This is a genomic window from Mycobacterium gordonae (assembly GCF_002101675.1).
Lineage (GTDB): Bacteria > Actinomycetota > Actinomycetes > Mycobacteriales > Mycobacteriaceae > Mycobacterium > Mycobacterium gordonae.
The window spans coordinates 46,669-70,879 of the sequence record NZ_LQOY01000016.1 but is presented as its reverse complement, the minus strand read 5'-3'; the positions used below and the strand labels follow the sequence as shown (position 1 = coordinate 70,879).

Below are 24,211 nucleotides of genomic sequence, written 5' to 3'. Positions count from 1 at the left end.
TAGCTAAATGTCTTGGAAACTTCCGTCGGAGCCGGTCAGGGAGCTTATTCGGCAGTGTGCGCAGATCACCGTCAACCCGCGCGCCGAGTGGCTGGAAGAACTCGACGCCGAGGTGCTCGCGGCCAGCCCCGCCATTGCCGCTGACCCCGAGTTGGCTGCCGCGGTCAGCCGCAGCAATCGGGCGAACCTGTACTTCTGGGGGGCGGCCAATGTCCGCGACCCGGGGGCGCCGGTACCTCCCAACACGGGGCCCGAACCGATGAACATCGCCCGGGAAGTGGCGCGGCGCGGGCTCACGGCGTTCACCCTGGACGCCTATCGAGTCGGTGAGGCCGTGGCGTGGCGCCGGTTGATGGAGATCGCCTTCGAGCTGACGTCAGACCCTGCCGAACTGCACGAACTACTCGACGTGTGCTCCCGGTCGATCAGCGCGTTCATCGACGGCACGCTGGCGGGCATCGCCGCCCATATCGAACAGGAACTCGACGACTTGACCCGCGGGACACATGCCGAACGGCGGGAAACCGTCGCGCTGATCCTCGATGGCGCCCCGATCACCCGGAAGCGAGCCGAGGCACGGCTCGGCTACGCCTTGACGGGCCCGCACACCGCCGCGGTCATCTGGAGCGACGACCCGGGCGGTGATATGGCCCGGCTCGATGCGGCTGCCGAGGCACTCGGGCAGGCCGCCGCGGTGCGGCCGCTGACCATCCTCGCCAGCACCGCAACCCGTTGGGTGTGGGTCCCGGGTAAGACGATCGACACTGCGGCGCTGGGCAATTCGATCAACACCATGTCCGACATCCGCGTTGCGATCGGGCCGTGCGCCGAGGGTATCGACGGTTTTCGGCGCAGCCATTTCGACGCCATCACCACCCAGCAGATGATGGCCCGTCTGCAGTCACCGCAGCGCGTGGCGTTGTTCGCCGACGTCGAACTGGTGGCGCTGATCACCGGCGACACCGACCGCGCCACCGAATTCGTCCATCACACGCTCGGTGACCTGGAAACAGCCGGCAGCGAACTGCAGGACTATGTGCGGGTTTTCGTCGATGAGCAGTGCAACGCATCGCGTGCGGCAGCCCGGCTTTTCACCCATCGCAACACGTTGCTGCGCCGGCTGGCGCGCGCCGACGAACTGCTGCCGAGGCCGCTGGCCGAACGCAGTGTCAACGTGGCCGTCGCGCTGGAAGTGCTGCGCTGGCGCGGCAAGTGATGGGGTCGTTCCAGCCGCTTCCGCCAGGCAATTTGACGAATTTCGCGAATCGCCTGCGGGGGCAGCGTCGAGCCGATAATCTTCACTTCAAGGTCGGGGGACCAAAACTTCAGGGGTCGGGGGACCCTAACTTCATTCTCGCAGTGGACCACACGGCAAGGCATCAGCCTTGCCGGAATGCGTGTGGCCACTGGGGATTCGCGCGGCAGAGGTGTGTCGTCACCTCGTGCGTCACCTCGGGATCGCTTTACCTGGGCGGCAATCGACACGGATCGGTCGACAACGCCGCCGGAACATCCTTGGCCAAGCGATTGCGACGCTTTTGCACCTTTGTTTGTGGCACGTCAGCCCGCGTACTAAACGAAAATGGGTGCGGTGTCAACCCCTCAATCTATTGCCTGGGCGCGGTGACTTTGAATACCGCATCGTCTCGGCATTGACACCGGTATGGCGCTGCACCCCAACGGATTTCACGTCCCGCGCTAAGACACGAATTTAACTTCGGAATTTGCCGTTCCGGATCCCGGAATTAAGCGACTGATGCGAGAAATAAATCGCCCGCGGGTGTACGGTGCTGAGCGCAGCTTTGAAATCTCAGTGATCGGGCACCAGGAGGTCAAAGTGTCATATCTGTTTGCAGCGCCTGAGGTGCTGACGGCGGCAGCATCCGATCTGACTGCAATCGGGTCTGCCCTGAATGCCGCAACAGCGGGTGCGTTGCCGTCGACCACCGGTATCACCGCGCTGGCCCATGACGAAGTGTCGGCGGCGATCAGCCGTCTCTTCAATGCCTACGGGCAGGATTTCCAGGCGCTCAGCGCGCGCACCGCGCTGTTACATGCCGAGTTCACTCAGGGTGTGATCGCCGGTGCGCAGTCGTATGCGGCCGCTGAGGCTGCCGCGGCCACGCCGCTGCAATCTCTCCTGCAGGGCGTCCAGGACCTGCAGGCACTGGATCCGGTCAAGAACCTGACGGGTCGCCCGTTGATCGGCAACGGCGCTGATGGTGTCGCCGGAACCGGGCAGGCCGGCGGGGACGGCGGGTGGTTGTTCGGCAACGGCGGGAACGGCGGATCCGGGGCACCTGGGCAAGCCGGCGGTGCCGGTGGGTCGGCTGGGCTGTGGGGTGCCGGTGGCGCTGGTGGGGCCGGCGGAGCCGCGGCGGCCGCGGGCGGCACCGGCGGTGTCGGCGGAACCGGGGGTGCCAATGGCTTCCTCGGTGGAGGCAATGGTGGGGCCGGCGGCGTCGGCGGGGCCGGTGGCGCCGGGCTTGCCGGTCTTGGGCAAACCGGCGGCGATGGCGGGGCAGGTGGGACTGGTGGTGCCAACCGCCAGCTGATTTCGCTGTTCGGCACCGGTGGGGCGGGCGGCGCCGGTGGAGTCGGCGGGACGGGTTCTGTCGGATCCGCAGGCCCACTCGGCATGCTGGCCGGGCATGGCGGAAGTGGTGGGGCCGGCGGTGTTGGCGGCGCCGACCAAGCACTGATCGGTGGTGCCGGTGGAACCGGCGGCATCGGCGGGGCCGGCGGGCTCGGCGGACATGGCGGCAATTCCACCGTGCCAGCCGGCACCGGCGGGAGCGGTGGTACCGGCGGGGCCGGTGGCAGCGCTGCTGCCGGCGGAGCGGTCACGTCGCCCTTCAATTTCCTGGGCTCTGCCGGCACCAACGGCGCCGGTGGGGCCGGTGGCCAGGGCGGCGCCGGCGGAACCGGCGGAATTGGTGCGGCGGGATCAGACGGTCCGGCTCCCACCACCGGTGACCAAGGTGGCCAAGGCGGCGCCGGCGGTAAAGGCGGCGTTGGCGGAGCCGGCATCAACGGTGCCGGCGGGGGCAGCGGCGGCGCTGGTGGTACGGGCGGCGCTGGCGGGACCGGCGGTCAGGGCGGCACCAACACCAACACCGGCGGGGACGGCGCGGCCGGCGGCGATGGCGGCACTGGTGGAGCCGCCGGTCAAGCCGGGGCCGGAACCGATGGTGGCGCAGGAGGAGCTCATGGCCGCGGCGGTACCGGCGGCACCGGCGGCACCGGCGGGGACGGCGCCCACGGCCTCGACCAGGTCCCCGGCCTGCCCCAGCCATCGGCGGGCGGCACCGGAGGCGCGGGCGGGGCCGGCGGCAATGGCGGCACCGGAGGAGCCGGCATCGACAACCTCGGCGGCGGCGACGGCGGCACCGGCGGGACCGGCGGCACCGGCGGCACCGGGGGCACCGGCGGCACCAGCATCCTCCCCCTCGGACAAGACGGCGGCGACGGCGGCACCGGCGGCACCGGCGGGGCCGCCGGCAAAGGCGGCGCCGCCGCCGCAGGCGGGACCGCGGGAGCCCACGGCCACGGCGGCACCGGTGGCAGCGGCGGCACCGGGGGCACCGGCTCCCACGGCGCCGATGCCCTGCCCAGCAATTCCAACCCCCTCACCGGCGGAGTTGGCGGCACGGGCGGGGCCGGCGGCCAAGGGGGCGCCGGCGGAGCCGGCATCAACGGCACCGGCGGCGGCGACGGCGGCACCGGCGGCACCGGCGGAGGCGGCGGCACCGGCGGAAACGGCGGTACCAACACGGGCACCGGTGGGACCGGTGCGGCCGGCGGCACCGGCGGAACCGGCGGGGCCGCCGGCAAAGGCGGCACCGCAGCCCTCGGTGGGACAGTGGGAGCCAACGGCCGCGGCGGTACCGGCGGCACCGGCGGCACCGGCGGAGACGGCGCCCACGGCCTCGACCAAGTCCCCGGCCTGCCCCAGCCATCGGCGGGCGGCACCGGAGGCGCGGGCGGGGCCGGCGGCGACGGCGGCACCGGAGGAGCCGGCATCGACAACCTCGGCGGCGGCGACGGCGGTACCGGCGGGACCGGCGGCACCGGCGGCACCGGGGGCACCGGCGGCACCAGCATCCTTCCCCTCGGACAAGACGGCGGCGACGGCGGCGACGGCGGCGCCGGAGGGGCCGCCGGCAAAGGCGGCGCCGCCGCCGCAGGCGGGACCGCAGGAGCCCACGGCCACGGCGGCACCGGCGGCAACGGCGGCACCGGCGGCGCCGGTTCCCACGGAGCAATCGGCACGAACGGAGACCTCAACCCGACCGCGGGGCAGCAGGGCGGCACCGGCGGGGCCGGCGGCAAAGGCGGCGCCGGCGGCGCCGGCTTCACCCTCGGCAACGGCGGCGACGGTGGCAACGGCGGCATCGGAGGCACCGGCGGCAACGGCGGCACCGGCGGATCGAACACCGGCAACAACGGCGGCGACGGCGCGGCCGGCGGCACCGGCGGCACCGGCGGAGCCGCGGGCGCCGCCGGAACCGGCACCGACGGTGGCGCGACCGGGGAAAACGGACACGGCGGCTTCGGCGGCAACGGCGGCGACGGCGGCACCGGCGGCACCGGCCATACCGGCGCCGACGGCCAGAACCCCGAACAAGGGCTGCAGGGCGGTCGCGGCGGCACTGGCGGCCAGGGCGGCACCGGGGGGGCCGGCCTCACGCCCGGCAGCGGCGGCGACGGGGGCAACGGCGGCAACGGCGGCACCGGCGGCACCGGCGGAAACGGCGGGGCGAATACCGGCGTGAACGCAGACGGGGCGACCGGCGGACGTGGCGGCACCGGCGGCACCGCCGGCGCAGCAGGGCTCGGCGTCAACGGCGGCGAAGATGGCGGCACCGGCCAAGGCGGCCGCGGCGGTAACGGCGGCGATGGAGGCGCCGGCGCCCGCGGCCAAAACGGCGGCAACGCCCTGGTCCCGGCGGCGGGACAGCAGGGCGGCCGCGGCGGCGCCGGCGGCCAAGGCGGCACCGGCGGGGCCGGCCTCACCCCAGGCTTCGGTGGCGGCGACGGCGGCGATGGCGGCAACGGCGGCGTAGGCGGCAACGGCGGTGACGGCGGTAGCAGCATCTTCGTGGGCGGAGTGGCAGGTGCCGATGGCGCCAAGGGCGGCACCGGCGGCACTGCCGGGGCAGCCGGCATCGGGTCCGACGGGGGCAAAACGGGGAACGTCGGCACCGGTGGCACCGGCGGCACCGGCGGCAAAGGAGGCACCGGCGGCATGGGCAACGACGGCACCAACGGCGCGACTCCGACTAAGGGCAGCCAAGGCGGCCGCGGTGGTCACGGAGGCACGGGTGGGGCCGGCGGAGACGGCATCAACGGGATCGGGGCGGGCGCCGGCGGCAAGGGCGGCGTTGGCGGCGATGGCGGCATCGGCGGCAGCGGCGGAGTCAGCAATGGCACCGGCGCCAACATGAGCGCGGCGGGCGGCCAGGGCGGCAATGCCGGCAACGGCGGGGCCGGTGGGGCTCCCGGCGCCGGCGGCACGACCGGCGGCCAGGGCGGTAACGGAGGCCGCGGCGGCGAGGGCGGCGGTGGCGGCGCGAACCCGCTCGGCCAGAATGGCGTCATCGGCTATGCCGGTGGCGGGGGTGGCGGTGGCGCGGGTGGCACCGGCGGCGCCGGCGGAGGCGGTGGCGCGCTCGGCGGCAACGGCGGCACCGGCGGCAAAGGCGGCACCGGCGGGCCGGCCTCAGACATCGGCTTCACCCACGCCGCAACCGGTGGTAATGGCGGCGGCGGGGGTGGCGGCGCGGTTGCCACCGGAGTGGACGGCGGCCGCGGAGGTGGTGGCGGCGGCGGTGGCGGCGGTGCGGCCACCGGCACCGTATTCGGCTCCGGAATCGCCACCGGTGGCGGTGGTGGCGGCGGTGGCGCCGCCGGTGGGCCCGGGGGCACCGCCGGAGCCGGCGGAACGGGTGGTAGCGCATCGTTCGCCGGCGCAAATGGTGGCTTAGGGGGCAGCGGGCAGCCCGGCGGTACCGGCGGCGGCGGAGGCGGCGGCGGCGTCCAGAACGACAATGGCAACTTCCCCGCCGGGAACGGCGCCAACGGAGTTGACGGCGGCGCTGGCGGACCAGGCGGCATCACCGGTTTCGGGATCGGACTGGAGGGCGGCGCCGGCGGGAGCGCCCTTGGTGCCGGCGGGCGAGGTGGCAACTCCCTGGATTCCTTCGCCCCGGGCGCTGACGGCGAGTCCGGATAACCGAACCAACCAGAACCGTCGCGTCCCGTGCCCCAGGCGACCGGGCAATGCGATGATGACGGCGTGGCTGACGGCGAAACACGTGCAGGCGGGGCCGAGGTGCCCGAGCAATCGGCGCCCAATGCATCCGCGACACCCGCAGCGACCGCGAGTGGGCCGGAGAAGACAACGTGGAGAACACTTTTCGCAGCGGTACCGGGACAACTGGCGATCGGATTCGCTCACCTCGGTCAGTGGCTGACCCACCTTGGCCGGTGGCTGGCCCGGTTGGGCAGGCGCCTCGCGCGGCTGGCCGAGATCAAACCGACTCCGCTGCAGAAACTGGCGCTGCTGAGCGGACTCGCCGTGGCGAGCATTTTCGGGGCCCTCGCGTTTCCCTCCAATCCGATCGGCCAGGCGTGTGTCATCGCTTTCGTTCCGGGCCTCTGCATCGCCATCGGCAGCTACGGAACACGGTGGTACGCCGGGCAGAAACTCGACCAGCACCTGGTGAGAACAGTGCAGGAGGCCGTCTTCACATCCCTGCAGTTGCAGAGATCGGTGCGCTACGTCGACGAAAGGCTTTCGGCAGCGCAGACTCATCTCGAAAGCGGCGCGAATGACGGCGCACTCATCGAAGTGGTCAAAGCGAGAACCGCCACCGAGTTGTCCTTGAGCGGCGCCGAACACATGCCGCGCCAGTTGGCGCCCGAGACCCGCACCGCCGCCGCCGATGGCGATGTGATCTGCGGCAGTGTGGCGCGCGTGGAAGACCAGTACACCTTGATCATCAATCGTGGTTCGGTGCACGGAACGAAGGCCGATATGGTTTTCGCAGTGCTGGCGGATGCGGGCGACCCGCTTCGCGATCCCGAAACCGGCGAGGTGATCGGGGAGTTACCGGCCGAGAAGCTGCGCGTCAAAGTGGTTGATGTGCAGCCGAAGTACTCGCGCGCCGTCACCTTCCGCACCTCGACGCCGACGGTAGCCGGATATCCGGCTCTGACCGCATCCGCGCGAAGTGGTCCGGCACCGGCGGACGTCGGGGCTTTCGACTTTATCGACGAATCCATCAGCAGGATGCTGGAAGCCGAACTGGCAGAGCCGGTTCCCGCGCGCGAGAGGATCGCCAACGCGCGATTGTCCGCGCAGCGAGACGTGCCGGTCCGGGCGCAGGTCAACGTGGACATCGGTGACCGGGTTCGGCAGGTTCGTCAGATCGCGACAGGGTAGACCGCGTGGCTGCCGCGGAGTCCTTTCAGTTCGACCTCGCGCGGTGTCCCGAGCATGATGTCGGACGCTGAGGAAATCGCTTCCCGAACCGTCTCGCTCACCAAGATCTCCCCTCCGCCGGCCTGGCCTGCCACCCTCGCCGCCATGGCTACATTGCGACCGAAGAGGTCGTCGCCCCGCCGCACCGACTCACCCATGTGCAGGCCGATGCGGATCCGGATGTGGTCCCACCGCTCGGGTTCTGACTGCAGAGCACGCTGAACAGCGATGCCGCACCGCACCGCTTTGACCGGATCCGGAAAGGCGATCATGAAGCCGTCGCCCTGCGTCTTCACCACGTGACCGCCATGGCCGTCGACGTGTTTGTAGATCAGCTTGTTATGGCGCTCGAGGAGCTTCACCCAGCCACGATCGCCGAGCTCCTCGTTGAGTTCGGTGGAGCCTTCGATGTCGGAGAAGGCGATCACCACGATGCCGTCGGCTGTCATTCTGGCCAGGTCAGGACGTTCCACCCGAGCCCAGCCGGCAAGGTCCTCAACCGAGTTGCGCACGGTGGCACCGATTCCCTTGCTGATGAGCGAATCCGTGGTGCGCCAGACGGTCCTGATCGCAAGCGGGGCGACCCCCGGCCGTCGTCGACGGCGGGGTCTATTCTGTTGGATCCGCTCGAGCGCATTCCTGGCGCCGGTGAGCCGGTTCCGGGACACGACGAGTACGACGAACAGTGCGATGAGGCCACCGAACTCCACCAGGGCGACGAGCGCCCACACGACAGCCGCGCTCACTCGGGCGCGGGCTCCCCCGCCCGGCGCAGCATCGCCTCGGCGTGCCGCAGCACCGGAGAATCCACCATCTGCCCCTCGAACGCGAACACCCCGCGCTCGGTCTTGGCCGCCTGGAGGACCCGGCGCGCCCAGTCCAGGGTTTCGTCGCTGGGCCGGTAGGCCTTGCGCACCACGTCAACCTGGCTGGGGTGGATGCACACGGTCACGTCGAAGCCCACCGCCACGGCATCGAGCGCCTCGGTCTGCAAGCCCTCGACATCACGGATGTCCAGATGCACCGCGTCCAGCGCCAGACGGTCAAAGGTACTGGCCGCCAACAGGATCGTCGAGCGAACGTGGCGCGCCACATCACGATAGGTGCCGTCCGCACGCCGGCTGGAGCTGCCACCCAGGGTGGCGATCAGATCTTCGGCACCCCACATCATCCCGACGGTGCGCTCGGCGGCGGCGATCTCGGCGGCGAACAACGCTCCCCGCGCGGTCTCCACCAACGCGATCACATCGCGCGGCGCCAGCTCCGCCACCTGAGCGGCCGACTCCGTCTTGGGCAGCATCACCGTCGTGTAGGCCGTGTCCGCCAGGGCTTCCAGATCCCGGGCCTGATCCTCGGTGCCGGCCGCATTGATCCGCACCACGGTGCGCTCCGGGTCTAACGGATTGTCCCGCAACGCAATCCGCGCGGCCGGCTTCTCAGCCGGGGCAACACCGTCTTCCAGGTCGAGGATCACCACGTCGGCAGCCGCGGCGGCCTTCAGGAAACGCTCGGGACGGTCAGCCGGGCAGAACAACCATCCCGGCCCCGCCGCGCGCAGGCTCATGACGGGCGCTTCTGCACGAGCGTGGTGCGCACCGCCCTGGCCACCACATCACCGTGCTGATTGCGCCCAGTGTGCTCCAGCGTGACGATGCCTTCAGACGGACGACTTTTCGACTCCCGCTTGTCGGTGCACACGGTCTCGGCATAGAGGGTGTCGCCGTGAAAGACCGGCTTGGGGAAGGACACTTCGGAGAAGCCGAGGTTGGCGACGATCGTGCCCAGCGTCAGCTGCGCCACGGACAATCCGACCAGCGTGGAGAGCGTGAACATCGAATTCACCAGCCGCTCACCGCGGAAACCTGGCTGCTCGGCGGCCCAGGCCGCATCCAGATGCAGCGACTGGGTGTTCATCGTCAACGTTGTGAACAGAACGTTGTCGGCCTCGGTGACGGTGCGGCCCGGCCGGTGCAGGTAGGTGGTGCCGACTTCGAACTCCTCGAACCACAAACCCCGCTGGACTATCCGCTTGCCGTCCCCCTTCTCCGCGTCGAGTGTGACTTCTGCGACGCGACGCGCCGATTCGGCGTCGTGGGATTCGCGCTCGGCGGGACTCATGACAGCCCCAGCGACCGGGCGATCAGCATCAACTGCACCTCGGTGGTGCCTTCGCCGATCTCCAGGATCTTGCTGTCGCGGTAGTGACGGGCGACCGGGTACTCGTTCATGAAGCCGTAGCCGCCGTGAATCTGGGTCGCGTCGCGCGCGTTGTCCATCGCCGCTTCCGAGGAGACCATCTTGGCGATCGCCGCCTCCTTCTTGAAAGGCTTGCCCGCCAACATCTTTGCCGCGGCGTCGTAGTACGCGGTACGGGCCACGTGGGCACGGGCTTCCATGCGGGCGATCTTGAAGCTGATCGCCTGATAGGAGCTGATGGGTTTGCCGAACGACTGTCGCTCATTGGCGTACTTGACGCTTTCGTCGACGCAGCCCTGCGCCACCCCGGTCGCCAGCGCGGCGATCGCGATGCGGCCCTCGTCGAGGATCGACAGGAAATTGGCGTAGCCCTTGCCTCGGGTACCCAGCAGGTTCTCCTCGGGGACGCGCGCGTCGTCGAAGGTCAGCGGATGGGTGTCCGATGCGTTCCAGCCGACCTTGTTGTAGGTCGGTTCGACGATGAATCCCGGTGTGCCGTTGGGCACGATGATGGTCGAGATCTCCTTCTTGCCGTCCGCGATGGTGCCGGTGACGGCGGTGACGGTGACCAGCGAGGTGATGTCGGTGCCGGAGTTGGTGATGAACTGCTTGCTGCCGTTGACGATCCACTCATTGCCCTCGAGACGCGCGGTGGTCCGGGTGCTGCCGGCGTCCGATCCCGCGCCCGGTTCGGTGAGCCCGAATCCCGCCAACGCCCGCCCGGCCAGCAGATCCGGCAACCACCGTTGCTTCTGTTCCTCGGTGCCGAAACGGAAGATCGGCATGGCGCCCAGCCCGACGCCGGCTTCCAGGGTGATGGCCACCGACTGGTCGACCTTGCCGAGTTCCTCCAGTGCCAGCGCGAGCGCGAAGTAGTCACCGCCCATGCCGCCGTACTCTTCCGGGAAGGGCAGGCCGAACAGCCCCATCTCCCCCATCTTGGCGACGACCTCGTACGGGAAGCTGTGCTCCTCGTCGTGTTTGGCCGAGACCGGTGCTACGACGGTGCGCGCGAAGTCGGCCACCGTGTCGCGGAGGTCCTCGTATTCCTTCGGAATGGTCCCTGCGGGAATCGTTGTCGTCATGATTCGCTAATCCTTGCCTTCAGTTGCATCTTCGGTGGCCGGGACCAGCCGGGCCAACACCTGGTCGACCGTCACCTGATCGCCGACGGACACCAACACCTCCACCTGACCGGAGACGGGTGCCGTCAGCGAGTGCTCCATCTTCATCGCCTCGACGACTACCACCACGTCGCCCTCCGAAACCTCGGCGCCCGAATCGGCCTGCACCGCAATGACGCTGCCGGGCATGGGGCTGACGACCTCAGCGGGCCGCTCCCCTGCGGCACGGTGAATCTTGTGTTCCTCGGCCTCCCGGATGTGCCAGGTGCCCCGCTCGTCGGCGATCCACAGATGCCGGTCCACCTCGGCCCACCGGTAATCCCGGCGCGCACCACCCAGCGTCACGCTCAACCGTCCAGCCTCGACTTGCGCACTCGCAGAAAGCGTCTCGCCATCCCCCACTGTCACCTCGGCCGCATCCGGCAGGCCCCGCACCGCTACGGTCTCGCTGCGCTGCGCGGTTCGCATCGCGGTGCGCACCGCAGCGGCGGCACCGCCGACGCGCCAGCCGCTGGGGCTGGCCCACAGGTCGCCCCGGCTGCGCCGTTGCAGAGCCCACTGGACATAGAGGCCGGCCGCGGCGAACACATCGTCCGGGGCCGCCAGCGGCTCGAAGTCGCCCAGCCGCTCGTCCAGCAGCGCCGTGTCGAGATCTCCGGCCTGCACCCGCTGGTCGGCGAGCAGAAAGCGGAGGAACTCGATGTTGGTCTGCACACCGAGGACTGCGGTCTGCGACAGCGCCTGATCGAGGCGGGCCAGCGCCTGCGCCCGGTCGTCAGCGTGCGCGATCACCTTGCTCAGCATCGGGTCGTAGTCGCTGCCGACCACCGTGTCGGCCCGCAGCGAGGAATCCACCCGTACGCCCGGCCCGGACGGCTCGACGACCTGCAGCACCCGACCGCCGGTGGGCAGGAACCCGCGTGCCGGATCCTCGGCGTACACCCGGGCTTCGATCGCGTGCCCGCGCAACTCGATGTCGTCCTGCGCGAAGGCCAGCTTTTCACCCGCGGCGACCCGCAGCTGCCACTCGACGAGGTCGAGCCCGGTAACCGCTTCGGTGACAGGGTGTTCCACCTGCAGCCTGGTGTTCATCTCCATGAAGAAGAACTCGTCGGGGCGGTCGGCGGAGACGATGAACTCGACCGTGCCGGCGCCGACGTAGTCGACGCTGCGGGCGGTGTCGCACGCGGCGGCGCCGATCCGCGCCCGAGTGGCGGCGTCCAGCAACGGCGACGGCGCCTCCTCGATCACCTTCTGATGACGTCGTTGCAGGCTGCATTCCCGCTCACCGAGATGCACCACATTGCCGTGGGTGTCCGCGAGCACCTGGACCTCGATATGCCTGGGCCGCAGCACGAATCGCTCCAGGAACAGTGTGTCGTCCCCGAATGCGGAGGCCGCCTCGCGCCGAGCGCTCACCAACGCGTCGCGCAACCGGGCCGGGTCCTCCACCATCCGCATGCCCTTGCCGCCACCGCCGGCGGACGGCTTGACCAGCACTGGGTAGCCCACCTCGTCGGCGGCGGCAATCAGTTCGTCGTCGGTCAGCCCCGGACGCGCGATCCCCGGCACCACCGGCACGTCGAATGCCGCGACCGCGTTCTTGGCGGCGATCTTGTCGCCCATCACCTCGATCGCACGAGTCGGCGGGCCCAGGAAGACCACTCCCGCGCGGTCGCACGCCGCAGCGAAATCCGCTTTCTCGGAGAGGAATCCGTACCCGGGATGGATCGCCTGGGCACCGGTGCGCGCCGCCGCGTCGATTACCTTCGCGATGTCGAGATAGCTCTCCCGCGCCGGCGCCGGTCCCAGCCGTACCGCGGTGTCGGCTTCGCGCACGTGGCGGGCGTCGGCGTCGGCGTCGCTGTAGACGGCGACGGAGCGGATACCCAGCCGGCGCAGCGTGCGGATCACTCGCACCGCGATCTCACCGCGGTTGGCCACTAAGACAGTGTCAAACATGTCACATCCGGAAGACGCCGTAGGAGACCGATTCCAGCGGGGCCTGGGCACAGACCGAGAGTGCCAGCCCCACAACCGTTCTGGTATCGGCAGGATCGATGATGCCGTCGTCCCACAGACGGGCGGTCGAGTAGTAGGGGTTGCCCTGGTCCTCGTACTGTGCGCGGATCGGGGCTTTGAACGCCTCTTCCTCCTCGGGAGACCAGGGCTTGCCGGCGGCCGAAAGCTGTTCACCACGCACGGTGGCCAGCACCGAGGCGGCCTGTTCGCCGCCCATCACCGAGATACGCGCGTTCGGCCACATCCACAGGAAGCGCGGCGAGTACGCCCGCCCGCACATCGAATAGTTGCCTGCGCCATAGGATCCGCCGATAACCACGGTCAGCTTCGGGACCCGCGCGCAGGCCACCGCGGTCACCATCTTGGCGCCGTGTTTGGCGATGCCGCCCGCCTCGTAGTCGCGGCCCACCATGAAGCCGGCGATGTTCTGCAGGAACAGCAGCGGGATCCGGCGCTTGTCGCACAGCTCGATGAAATGCGCTCCCTTGACGGCGGATTCGCTGAACAGCACCCCGTTGTTGGCGATGATCCCGACCGGGTGGCCGTGGATGTGCGCGAAGGCGGTCACCAGCGTTTTGCCGTAATTGGCCTTGAACTCGCTGAATTCGCCGCCGTCAACCAGACGCACGATCACTTCCCGGACGTCGTAGGGCACCCGCGGATCGGGGGGGACCACGTCGTACAAATCCGTCTGGTCATAGCGGGCGTCCACTGGCGGACGGATGTCCCACTGTGCGGGTCCGCGGGGTCCGAAGGTGGCCGCGATCGAGCGCACGATCCGCAGCGCGTCCTCGTCGTCCTCGGCGAGATGGTCGGTGACGCCCGACACTCGGGAGTGCAAATCCCCGCCGCCGAGTTCTTCGGCGGTGACGATCTCGCCGGTGGCCGCCTTGACCAGGGGTGGGCCGCCCAGGAAGATCGTGCCCTGCTCGCGGACGATGACGGCCTCGTCGCTCATCGCCGGCACGTATGCCCCACCCGCGGTGCACGACCCGAGTACCGCCGCGACCTGAGGAATTCCTTTGGCGCTCATGGTCGCCTGGTTGTAGAAGATCCTGCCGAAGTGTTCGCGGTCGGGAAACACCTCGTCCTGGCGGGGCAGGAAAGCGCCTCCAGAGTCGACGAGGTATATACACGGCAGCAGATTCTGCAGGGCGACCTCTTGGGCCCGCAGGTGCTTCTTGACCGTCATCGGGTAGTAGGTGCCGCCCTTGACGGTGGCATCGTTGGCGACGACCACGCACTCGCGTCCCGACACCCGCCCGATGCCGGTGATGATTCCGGCTCCGGGAGATTCGTCGCCGTACATGCCGTTGGCGGCCAGCGCGGCCAGCTCGAGAAAGGGGCTACCCGGGTCGAGCAGCCGGTCCACCCGTTCGCGGGGTAGCAGTTTGCCGCGGCTGACGTGACGCTCGCGGGCGCGCTCGTTGCCGCCCAGGGCGGCTGCGGCCAGCTTCTCGTTGAGTTCGGCAACCAACCGGCGATGTTCGTCGGCGAAGGACGGGGCTATCGTCGTCACCGCGCCACCGAGTCCGAAAGAACAAGCGGCGGTTGGGTTTTAGCGACCACTTCTTCGACCGAGACGTCCGGGGCGGTCTCGATGAGGTGCAGGCCGTCGTCGCGGACGTCGATGACGGCCAGTTCGGTGACGATGCGGTTGACGCAGCCCACACCGGTCAGCGGGAGGGTGCACCGCTCGAGGATCTTGGGACTGCCGTCCTTGGCGGCGTGCTCCATCATCACGATCACCTTGCGCGCGCCGTGCACCAGGTCCATCGCCCCGCCCATCCCCTTGACCATCTTGCCGGGGATCATCCAGTTGGCGAGGTCGCCGGTGACCGAAACCTGCATCGCCCCAAGCACTGCCACGTCGAGGTGCCCGCCGCGGATTACCCCGAATGACGTCGAGGAGCCGAAGAACGACGCTCCCGGTAAGACGGTGACCGTCTCCTTGCCGGCGTTGATCAGATCCGCGTCGACGTCCTCGCGCCGGGGGTAGGGCCCGACCCCGAGGATCCCGTTCTCCGAGTGCAGGACGACGTTGACGCCGTCGGGTATGTGGTTGGGGATCAGCGTGGGCATGCCGATGCCGAGGTTGACGTACTGGCCTTCGGTGAATTCGGCGGCGATGCGGGCTGCCATCTCATCTCTGCTCCACGTCATCTGGCGCCACTCCTCCTCATCGCTGCGCTCTGCATCGTCGTCGGCGCGGTCATCTGGCGCCACTCCTCCTCATCGCTGCGCTCTGCATCGTCGTCGGCGCGGTCATCTGGCGCCACTCCTTTCGGCGTCGGGGGCGACTGTGCAGTCACGCTCGGCGTCCAACGTGACGACAGCGTCACACTCGGCGGTCAAGGCGGCCATCACCGCACCGTCTCCTTCTCAATCCGCTTCTCCGGGTTGGGCACGTGCACCACCCGCTGCACGAACACGCCCGGAGTGTGCACGGTGGCGGGGTCGATCTCACCGGGCTCAACGAGGTGCTCCACCTCGGCGATGGTGATCCGTCCGGCCGGTGCGCATTCGGGGTTGAAGTTGCCGGCCGCGTAGCGGTACACCAGGTTGCCGTGCCGGTCGCCCTTCCAGGCGTGCACCAGCGCGAAGTCCGTGCGGATCCCCCGCTCGAGAACATAGGTGACGCCGTCGAACTCCCGGGTCTCTTTCGGTGGCGACACGACAGCGACCTCGCCCGAGGCGTCGTAGCGCCACGGCAGGCCACCGTCGGCGATCTGGGTGCCCACCCCGGCCGGTGTGTAGAAGCCCGGGATACCCATCCCGCCGGCCCGCAACCGTTCGGCCAGGGTGCCCTGCGGGGTCAGCTCCACTTCGAGTTCACCGGAGAGGAACTGCCGCGCGAATTCCTTATTCTCGCCGACATATGACGAGATGGTGCGGCGGATTCGCTTGTGCTGCAGCAGCACTCCTAGTCCGATGCCGTCGACACCGCAGTTGTTGGACACCGTCTCCAGATCGGTGACGCCCAGATCGGCCAGCGCCGAGATCAACGCCTCCGGGATGCCGCACAGCCCGAATCCGCCGACGGCCAGCGACGATCCGTCGGTTATGTCCGCGACCGCCTCCGCGGCGGTAGCCACCACCTTGTCCATTTGTCGCCAGAGCCTCCGATTTCAGTTAATAATCATTAACTAAACGGTGAGAATACCATTCCGCAGCGGGTGCGTCCAGGGCGGGTGGGTGCCGCTCAGCAGCGGCTATTGACTGCCGCGCAGCCACTCGATCGCCGCCTGGCGCATCTCGACTTTGCGTACCTTGCCGGTGACTGTCATCGGAAACTCCTCGACGATCCGCAGATAACGCGGGATCTTGAACCGGGCGATGCGGCCGGCGCAGAACTCCCGCAGCGCTTCGATGGTCAACTCCACGGCCCCGTCGCGCAGCTTGACCACGGCCATGATCTCTTCGCCGTAGCGGTCGTCCGGCACGCCGATGACGTGTCCGTCGACGATGTCGGGGTGGGTGTAGAGGAATTCCTCGATCTCCCGTGGCGAGATGTTCTCCCCACCCCGCATCACGATGTCCTTGATGCGTCCGGTGATCTGCACATACCCGCAGTCGTCCATCGCGGCCAGGTCCCCGGTGTGCATCCATCCCTCGGGGTCGATCACCTCGGCCGTTTTCGCCGGGTCGTTCCAGTACCCCGACATCACCGAATAGCCTCGGGTGCAGAACTCGCCGGACACACCGCGCGGCACGGTCTGACCGGTATCGCGTTCCACCACTTTGATTTCCAGGTGCGGACCCGCGCGCCCGACGGTGCCGACGCGCCGTTCCAGCGGATCATCGGTGCGGGTCTGGGTGGAGACCGGGCTTGTTTCGGTCATGCCGTAGCAGATCGAGACCCCCGGCATGTGCATGCGCTCGATCACCTGGCGCATCACCTCGACGGGGCAGGGCGCACCGGCCATGATGCCGGTGCGCAGACTGCCCAACTCGTAGTCGCCGAAGTCCGCGAGGCCGAGTTCGGCGATGAACATCGTCGGCACTCCGTACAGGCTGGTGCACCGCTCGGCCTGCACCGCCCACAGTGTCGCGGCGGGATCGAACCCCGGCGCCGGGATCACCATGCAGGCACCGCGGCTGGTGGCCGCCAGGTTTCCCATGACCATGCCGAAACAGTGGTAGAACGGCACCGGGATGCAGATCCGATCGTGCTCGGTGTAATCGAGCAGCTCCCCCACCAGGTAGCCGTTGTTGAGGATGTTGCGGTGGCTGAGCGTGACACCCTTCGGGTAACCCGTTGTCCCGGACGTGTATTGGATGTTGATCGGATCGGTGGGCGCCAACGCCGCGGCCGCCTGCGCTAGCGCGGCCGGGTCGGCATCCGAGCCGGCCAGCTCATCCCAGCCCGCGGTGCCCATGATCACGACGTCGCGTAGCTCGGCACAGTCGGATCTGACCTCGGTCAGCATCGCCACGTAATCGGCGTCCTTGAAGCCGGCCGCGGCGATCACCATCGCGATGCCGGATTGCCGCAGGGCGTAAGCCAATTCGCGCGCCCGGTAAGCGGGGTTGATGGTCACCAGGATCGCCCCGATCTCGGCGGTGGCGTACTGGACCAGAACCCACTCCCAGCGGTTGGGCGCCCAGATGCCTATCCGATCGCCTGCCCTGACGCCGGCCCGTAGCAGCCCGGTCGCGAGCCGGCGCACGTCGGCCACGAAGTCGCGGTAGCTCCACCGCCTGCCCGCAGCGACATCGACGAGCGCATCGCGCGCCCCGAACGTTGTTGCGGTGTCAGCAATATTCGCGCCGATGGTCGTCTCGAGCAACGCGGGCGTATCCGGGCCACGTTCGTAGGAAAGCGGTCTACGTTCGGTTGCCACGGTTCCTCCGGCCGGCGATCGGATGCTACGTTAGTGACGATTAACCGACATGTCCAGGAGGCCGTCATGCCTGCGTCCGCCCCGGACAACGAACCCGGCCAGCCAGAGCCGTCAAATCGCCGCAGCCAGTTGAAATCCGACCGGCGCCAGCAACTGCTGTCCGCTGCCGAGCGACTGTTCGCCGAGCGCGGATTCCTCGCGGTGCGACTGGAAGACATCGGCGCCGCCGCGGGCGTCAGCGGTCCGGCCATCTACCGGCATTTCCCGAACAAAGAATCGCTGTTGGTCGAGTTGCTGGTCGGCATCAGCGCCGGGCTGCTGGCCGGTGCGCGTGCCGTGCAGGACCGCGGCGCCGACGCGGCCGCGACGCTGGACGGCTTGATCGATTTCCACCTCGACTTCGCCCTGGGCGAACCGGACCTCATCCGGATTCAGGACCGCGACCTCGCACACCTACCCCAGGCTGCCGAACGGCAGGTGCGCAAAGCGCAGCGGCAGTACGTAGAGATCTGGGTAGGAGTGCTGCGCGAACTCAACCCCGCTCTGGCCGAAGCCGACGCCCGGCTGATGGCACACGCCGTATTTGGGCTGTTGAACTCCACGCCGCACAGCATGAAATCGGCCGACGCCAAGCCGGCGCGCGCGGTCCGGTCACGCGCGGTCATGCGGGCGATGACGCTCGCGGCTTTGACCGCCGGCACTCCTTAGCCGTCCGACCACCTCGGGCCGGTCGCGAAACCGTTCGGTGAAATGCCCGGTACCCTTCGAAGTGGACATGAACGATCCACGTCGCACCCAGCAATTCGGTCCCCCTCAACCGGGGTCTGATTCGGCGTGGCCGCAGCAGCCCGGCGATTCGCCGCCGATCGATTACCCGGCGTATGCCGATGAGATGCCGTACGCCGCCTACGGCGGTGCTGGTTCGCCATGGTCGCAGGGCGCCTACCAGCCCAACCCCACCCAACAGTTGCCGCCACAGTATTGGCAGCAGGGGGGGCCGCCGAAGGACGAAGGACCGACCGATGGCCCGCCGCGTTCACCGCGGTGGTTGTGGTTCTTGGCCGGGGCGGCGGTGTTGCTGGTTATCGGCTTGGTCGTGGCGCTCGTCATCGCCAACGGGTCGCTCAAGCAGCAGACTGCTATCGAACCGCTGCCCCCGGTGCCCAGCACGACCGTCGCGCCGCCGACCACCCGCACGACGTCGCCGCCCTCGACCACCCGCCGCCCGCCGCGCACCACCACGACGGCGCCTCCGGGCACGACGACACCGCCCGGTGTGCCGAACACACCGGGAGCTATGCAGACGGTCGTGTACACCGTCAACGGCGAGGGCCGCGCGATCAGCGTCATGTACATGGACGCCGGCGACATGATCCAGACCGAGTTCAATGTGGCCCTGCCCTGGACCAAACAAGTCAGCCTGTCCACCGCGGCGAAAGCCCCCGCGAGCGTCACGGTCGTCAACATCGGCCACGAGATCACGTGCTCGGTCACGGTGGCCGGGGTTCAGGTCAGACAGCGCACCGGACAGGGCCTGACCATCTGCGACGCCCCGCGCTAGGCCGGGACCCGCACCTTCAACATCGCCAGAAGTCCGACCAGCAGCACCAGGCAAATGCCCCCCAGACCGGCCCGGGCCGCGCCGAATACATCGACGAAGACGGAGAACAACCACGGCGCCAGAAACGCCACCGCCCTGCCGGTCATCGTGTACAGCCCGAAAGCCACGCCCTCCTTGCCGTGCTGGGCCATGCGCAACAGCAGCGCGCGCGCTGACGATTGCGACGGCCCGATGAACAGGCACAGCAGCAGCCCGCACACCCAGAAGGCCAACGCCCCGGAAAGTGCCAGCAGGCTCAGTCCAGAGGCGAGGATGGCCGTCAGCGACACCAGAATCACCGGCTTGGAGCCGACCCGGTGATCGATCAGCCCGCCCAGCACCGCGCCGACCGCGGCCACGATGCTTCCGGCGACTCCGAAGATCAGCACGTCGCCCTTAGACAGGGTGTAGACGTTGACACCCAGTACCGCACCGAAGGCGAATATCGCCGCCAGGGCGTCCCGGAAGATCGCGCTGGCCACCAGGAAGTAGACGAGGTTGCGGTCGCGCCGCCACTCCGTGGAGATGTCGGCCCACAGCTTGCGGTAACCGCCCAGCAGGCTCGTCTTGGCAGGAACCGGCGTCAGCGGGTCGGATGAATGGCGCGCGGCGAAGAGCAGCGGGAGCCCCAGGACCGCCAACCATGCCGCCGCCAACAGCATGGCGGCCCGTACGTTCAGCCCGTCGTGGGTGGACAAATGCAGCAGGCCGCGCTCGTCGCCGTCGCCGGTCATGAAGCCGAGATAGACCAGGATCAACAGCAGAACGCTGCCGATGTACCCCGCTGCCCAGCCGAAACCGGAGATGCGCCCGGCCGTCGCCGGTGTCGAGAATTCCCGCAACATCGCGTTGTACGGAACGCTGGCCAGGTCGCCACACGCCGCCGTCGCGGCCAGCAGCGCCAGCCCGGGAAAGAGATAACCGGGTTGATCGCGTATTTGTGACATCCCGCACGTGGTCGCCACCGCGAGGCCGGTCAACGCACCCAGCGCGACATGTCGTCGATGCGGCGATGCCACCCACACGCCGACGATGGGCGCGAGCAATGCGACGACAATCCCCGCGAGGGCTGCGGCTCGACCCAACCAGCTCTCTGGAGTCGCGCCGCCGGGAGTGCCCTCCCCCACGCTGCTCGTGAGGTAGACGGAGAACACGAAGGTCGCCGTGATCGCGTTCAGGCCGGTCGAGCCGCAGTCCCACAGGGCCCAGGCCACGATTCGGGCTCGCTTCGCAGGAGACCACTGTTCATCACGCCGAGCCTGAAGTTTTGCAGGCCCGCACTCGACTTTCCTCTGCGAAATTTCAGTCTCGGCGCTTTGGCGGTCCGTGGGGCCCGGCTCCGCGTCGGTCATGCACGAAAGCGTATTGGTTCGGGCAGCGACCCGCTGCGCCCGGCTACGCCGCGCTTGCGATCGCTGCGTTGGTTCGGGCAGCGACCCGCTGCGCCCGGCTACGCCGCGCTTGCAATCGCTGCGTTAGTTCGGGCAGCGACCCGCTGCGCCCGGCCGCTCCCTCCCACTGTCTACGATCGTCGTCATGCCGGTTCCCGCTCCCAGTCCCGACGCGCGTGCTGTAGTCACCGGGGCTTCGCAAAACATCGGCGAGGCGCTCGCCACCGAGCTGGCCGCGCGCGGACACAGCCTGATCATCACCGCGCGGCGCGAGGAGCTGCTCAACCAGCTCGCCGCCCGGCTTGCGGAGAAGTACCGCGTCACGGTCGAGGTACGACCGGCCGACCTCGCGGACCCCGCGGAACGGGCCAAGCTCTGCGACGAACTGGCTACCCGGCCGATCTCGATCCTGTGCGCCAATGCCGGCACCGCGACATTCGGCGCGGTAGCCGACCTCGACCCGGCCGGCGAGAAGGCTCAGGTGCAGCTCAATGCCGTTGCGGTGCACGACCTTACGCTGGCGGTGCTACCGGGCATGATCCAGCGCGGCGCAGGCGGGATCCTGATCTCGGGCTCGGCAGCGGGCAATTCGCCGATTCCCTACAACGCCACCTACGCCGCCACCAAGGCCTTCGCGAACACCTTCAGCGAATCGCTGCGCGGCGAAGTCCGCAAGAATGGTGTGCACGTCACGCTGCTGGCGCCCGGCCCGGTGCGCACGGACCTGCCCGAAGGCGACGAACGGTCACTGGTGGAGAAGCTGGTGCCCGATTTCCTGTGGATCTCGACCGAACACACCGCGCAGGTGTCCCTGGATGCGTTGGAGCGCAACAAGATGCGCATTGTGCCGGGGCTGACGTCGAAGGCGATGTCCGTGGCGAGTGGATATGCACCGCGGGCCATCGTGGCGCCTATCGTCGGCGCCTTCTACAAGAAGCTGGGCGGCGACTAGCGACGACGGCCGGGGCGAGTCATGTTGCGGATGATCTCGCGAATCGCGGTGTTGATACCGCTTTTCACGGTCGGGTTCTTCAGCACTTCCTCCCACATCGCGGGCCCCTTGGGCTCGAACGGCGCCGGCATGGGCGGCAGTTCGGCGTCGACCTGAGGAACCGAGGGAGCCGGGCCGCCCGGCGTGACCAGCGGAGCCTCGGGCTGCTCGACCGTCTGACCGTATCTGGCGTATAGAGGGCTGGCCTTTGCCGCCTTGGTGACCTCATCGGGGCCGATGGCCCCCATCAACGACCGGGGCACCCGCATGCGGGTCCACGCGACCGGCGTCGGTGCGCCCTTCTCCGACAGCACGGTGACCACGGCCTCACCGATACCCAGTGACGTCAACGCCGACTCCAGGTCGTACACATCGGTTTTCGGGTACGTACGCACGGTCTTGCTCAGCGCCTTCTGATCGTCGGGGGTGAACGCCCGCAGCGCGTGCTGGATGCGGGCACCCAGCTGCGACAGCACGTCATTGGGCAGGTCGGTGGGCAACTGGGTGCAGAAGAACACACCGACACCCTTGGACCGGATGAGCTTGACGGTCTGTTCGACCTGTTCGAGGAAAGCCTTGGACGCGTCTGCGAACAATAGGTGCGCCTCGTCGAAGAAGAACACCAGCTTGGGCTTGTCGATGTCGCCGACTTCGGGCAACTGCGCGAACAGGTCGGCCAGCAACCACATCAAGAAAGTCGAAAAGATCACCGGCCGCAAAGATTGGCCACTGAACTCGAGCAGGCTGATCGTGCCTCGGCCTTGCGCGTCGACCCGCAGCAGATCGTTCGGGTCGAGCTTCGGCTCACCGAAGAAGGTGTCGCCGCCCTCCCCCGCGAGATTGACCAGCGCTCGCAGGATGACACCCGCGGTCGTCGCCGACACACCGCCAAGGGACTTCAGGTCGGCCTTGCCCTCGTCGCCCGCGAGGTGACTGATGACCGTGCGCAAATTGCCCAACGTGACCAGCGGACGGTTGTTCTCCTTCGCCCAATGGAAGATCAGTCCGAGTGTGGATTCCTGAGTGGCGTTGAGGCCTAACACTTTCGACAACAGCACCGGACCGAAGCTGTCGACCGTCGCGCGTACCGGCACGCCGATGCCCTTGGTGCCGAGCGACAGGAACTCCACCGGATACCCCATCGGCTCCCAGCTGTCACCGGTGTCCTTGGCGCGTGCCGCGGTCTTGTCGTTGGCCTCGCCGGGCCGGGCCAAGCCGGACAGGTCACCCTTCACGTCGGCCATGAAGACCGGCACCCCGGCCGCGCTGAGCTGTTCGGCGATGAGCTGCAGCGTCTTGGTCTTGCCGGTTCCGGTGGCCCCGGCCACCAGGCCGTGCCGGTTGACGGTGGCCAGCGGAATACGGATCTGTGCGGCCGGGTCTGCCTGACCGTCGACAACGACGGTGCCCAATTCCAGTGCCTGGCCCTGGACGGCGTAGCCCGCTGCAATGCGCTGCGCGGGTCCCAGCTCTGATTCACTGCTCATCGACGCCCCTCGCTGTGTGGAAAAGCATCACCCTACTTCGCCACGCGTGGCAGGGTCAGGGCTCACCTGAGCTGCACGGGGGCTTAGTGTGAGCGCTGTGCGTGACGAACTGGTGTGGATCGACTGCGAGATGACCGGGCTGGATCTGGGGTCGGACAAGTTGATCGAAATCGCCGCCCTGGTCACCGACGCCGACCTGAACGTCCTGGGCGACGGAATCGACGTGGTTATCCACGCCGACGACGCCGCGCTGTCGTCGATGATCGATGTCGTCAAGGACATGCACTCCCGATCCGGGCTGACCAACGAGGTCAGGGCCTCCACTGTCGACCTGGCCACCGCGGAGGCCATGGTCCTCGACTACATCGGCGCACATGTCAAAGCGCCCAAGACGGCGCCACTGGCCGGTAATTCGATCGCGACCGACCGATCCTTCATTGCCAGAGACATGCCCGCCCTGGACGCCTTTCTGCACTATCGGATGATCGACGTCAGCTCGATCAAGGAACTGTGCCGGCGCTGGTATCCGCGCATCTACTTCGGACAACCGCCCAAGGGTCTGGCGCATCGCGCGCTTGCCGATATCCACGAGTCCATCCGCGAGTTGCAGTACTACCGGCGAACCGCCTTCGTCCCGCAGCCCGGGCCCGCTACCAGCGAAATCGCCGCGGTGGTGGCCGATCTTCAGGCCGACACGGACACTGAAGGGGAAATCGATTCGGCCGAGGAGCGCTCAAGCGGTTAGTATCGACGTCGCCGCGCATGCGGCCATGGTGGGTGTAGTTCAGTTGGTAGAGCGTCAGGTTGTGATCCTGAATGTCGCGGGTTCGAGTCCCGTCACTCACCCCACAGATCAGAGGGGCGTCCGCCCCTCTGATCTTTTATTCGACGGGCTGTTACGACTGTGCGTAAGCAACCACTGTGCATCAGCAACCATTAAGTGGCGAGAAGTAATGCTGATTGCTTCAATTTGTTAACAGGTTTGGATGGCGTTTGACCTGCTATCCGGTGTCAGTGTCTGAACTCAATCCGTCGAGGGCCTTTGCGGAATATTCGGGAACCCGGGTCAT

18 protein-coding genes and 1 tRNA gene are annotated in these 24,211 nt (G+C 68.4%); 8 read left to right on the top strand and 11 right to left on the bottom strand.

Going from position 1 to position 24,211, the window contains the following annotated elements:
- Positions 1–7: 7 nt before the first annotated feature.
- The 3 genes from AWC08_RS02830 to AWC08_RS02815 all read left to right on the top strand — a co-directional run bounded on the left by AWC08_RS02830 (position 8) and on the right by AWC08_RS02815 (position 7,447).
- The gene (locus AWC08_RS02830) at positions 8–1,216 is read left to right on the top strand and encodes an Rv1453 family transcriptional regulator (protein ID WP_065135756.1); all 1,209 of its coding nucleotides are present in this window, start codon (positions 8–10) and stop codon (positions 1,214–1,216) included.
- Positions 1,217–1,837: 621 nt separating this feature from the next.
- Entirely contained in the window at positions 1,838–6,235 is a 4,398-nt protein-coding gene (locus AWC08_RS38915; protein ID WP_174900750.1) for a PE family protein, read from the top strand.
- A gap of 63 nt (positions 6,236–6,298) precedes the next feature.
- The gene (locus AWC08_RS02815) at positions 6,299–7,447 is read left to right on the top strand and encodes an MreC domain-containing protein (protein ID WP_142283379.1); all 1,149 of its coding nucleotides are present in this window, start codon (positions 6,299–6,301) and stop codon (positions 7,445–7,447) included.
- On the opposite strand, the gene AWC08_RS02810 is transcribed toward AWC08_RS02815, so the two are convergent.
- From AWC08_RS02810 to AWC08_RS02765, 9 genes are all read right to left on the bottom strand, one after another.
- Positions 7,429–8,232: an adenylate/guanylate cyclase domain-containing protein gene (locus AWC08_RS02810; protein WP_069432731.1), complete on the bottom strand. Its 804-nt coding sequence runs from the start codon at positions 8,230–8,232 to the stop codon at positions 7,429–7,431. The two genes, AWC08_RS02815 and AWC08_RS02810, sit on opposite strands and share 19 nt — an antisense overlap.
- Positions 8,229–9,050, bottom strand: coding sequence for an HpcH/HpaI aldolase/citrate lyase family protein (locus AWC08_RS02805; RefSeq protein ID WP_069432732.1), 822 nt, complete (start codon positions 9,048–9,050; stop codon positions 8,229–8,231). The genes AWC08_RS02810 and AWC08_RS02805 overlap by 4 nt, the downstream gene beginning before the upstream one ends.
- Positions 9,047–9,604 (bottom strand): MaoC family dehydratase, encoded by a 558-nt coding sequence (locus AWC08_RS02800; protein WP_142283378.1) that lies wholly within the window; start codon positions 9,602–9,604, stop codon positions 9,047–9,049. Before AWC08_RS02800 ends, AWC08_RS02805 begins: the two co-directional genes overlap by 4 nt.
- Positions 9,601–10,767 (bottom strand): acyl-CoA dehydrogenase family protein, encoded by a 1,167-nt coding sequence (locus AWC08_RS02795; protein WP_069432733.1) that lies wholly within the window; start codon positions 10,765–10,767, stop codon positions 9,601–9,603. Before AWC08_RS02795 ends, AWC08_RS02800 begins: the two co-directional genes overlap by 4 nt.
- Before the next feature lie 6 nt (positions 10,768–10,773).
- A complete protein-coding gene (locus AWC08_RS02790) occupies positions 10,774–12,768 on the bottom strand; it encodes an acetyl-CoA carboxylase biotin carboxylase subunit (RefSeq protein WP_069432734.1) in 1,995 nt (664 codons plus the stop codon).
- Between the two features lies 1 nt (position 12,769).
- Positions 12,770–14,347 (bottom strand): carboxyl transferase domain-containing protein, encoded by a 1,578-nt coding sequence (locus tag AWC08_RS02785; RefSeq protein WP_069432735.1) that lies wholly within the window; start codon positions 14,345–14,347, stop codon positions 12,770–12,772.
- Positions 14,344–14,991 carry a CoA transferase subunit B gene (locus tag AWC08_RS02780; RefSeq protein WP_069432770.1) on the bottom strand — a complete coding sequence of 216 codons (648 nt, stop codon included), beginning with the start codon at positions 14,989–14,991 and terminating at the stop codon, positions 14,344–14,346. Before AWC08_RS02780 ends, AWC08_RS02785 begins: the two co-directional genes overlap by 4 nt.
- A 200-nt stretch (positions 14,992–15,191) precedes the next feature.
- Complete coding sequence (locus AWC08_RS02770) at positions 15,192–15,935, bottom strand: CoA transferase subunit A (RefSeq protein WP_065135764.1); 744 nt, start codon at positions 15,933–15,935, stop codon at positions 15,192–15,194.
- A 105-nt stretch (positions 15,936–16,040) separates the two neighbouring features.
- Positions 16,041–17,672, bottom strand: a complete 1,632-nt coding sequence (locus AWC08_RS02765) for an AMP-binding protein (RefSeq protein WP_069432736.1) — start codon at positions 17,670–17,672, stop codon at positions 16,041–16,043.
- 66 nt (positions 17,673–17,738) lie between these two features.
- On the opposite strand from AWC08_RS02765, the gene AWC08_RS02760 reads away from it, so the two are divergent.
- Both AWC08_RS02760 and AWC08_RS02755 read left to right on the top strand, forming a co-directional pair.
- Positions 17,739–18,380: an SACE_7040 family transcriptional regulator gene (locus AWC08_RS02760; protein ID WP_065135766.1), complete on the top strand. Its 642-nt coding sequence runs from the start codon at positions 17,739–17,741 to the stop codon at positions 18,378–18,380.
- 67 nt (positions 18,381–18,447) lie between these two features.
- Positions 18,448–19,233 (top strand): MmpS family transport accessory protein, encoded by a 786-nt coding sequence (locus AWC08_RS02755; RefSeq protein WP_065135800.1) that lies wholly within the window; start codon positions 18,448–18,450, stop codon positions 19,231–19,233.
- On the opposite strand, the gene AWC08_RS02750 is transcribed toward AWC08_RS02755, so the two are convergent.
- The gene (locus AWC08_RS02750) at positions 19,230–20,489 is read right to left on the bottom strand and encodes an MFS transporter (RefSeq protein WP_232007734.1); all 1,260 of its coding nucleotides are present in this window, start codon (positions 20,487–20,489) and stop codon (positions 19,230–19,232) included. The genes AWC08_RS02755 and AWC08_RS02750 overlap by 4 nt on opposite strands.
- Before the next feature lie 319 nt (positions 20,490–20,808).
- Between AWC08_RS02750 and cmrA the strand changes: the two genes are divergently transcribed.
- On the top strand, positions 20,809–21,615 hold the full coding sequence (gene cmrA, locus AWC08_RS02745) for a mycolate reductase (RefSeq protein WP_065135768.1): 807 nt from the start codon (positions 20,809–20,811) through the stop codon (positions 21,613–21,615).
- Here the strand turns inward: cmrA and AWC08_RS02740 are convergent.
- Positions 21,612–23,141, bottom strand: a complete 1,530-nt coding sequence (locus AWC08_RS02740) for a helicase HerA-like domain-containing protein (protein WP_065135769.1) — start codon at positions 23,139–23,141, stop codon at positions 21,612–21,614. The two genes, cmrA and AWC08_RS02740, sit on opposite strands and share 4 nt — an antisense overlap.
- A gap of 97 nt (positions 23,142–23,238) precedes the next feature.
- On the opposite strand from AWC08_RS02740, the gene orn reads away from it, so the two are divergent.
- Both orn and AWC08_RS02730 read left to right on the top strand, forming a co-directional pair.
- Positions 23,239–23,886: an oligoribonuclease gene (orn, locus tag AWC08_RS02735; RefSeq protein WP_065135770.1), complete on the top strand. Its 648-nt coding sequence runs from the start codon at positions 23,239–23,241 to the stop codon at positions 23,884–23,886.
- A 28-nt stretch (positions 23,887–23,914) separates the two neighbouring features.
- A tRNA-His gene (locus AWC08_RS02730) sits at positions 23,915–23,990 on the top strand.
- The last annotated feature ends 221 nt before the right edge of the window (positions 23,991–24,211 follow it).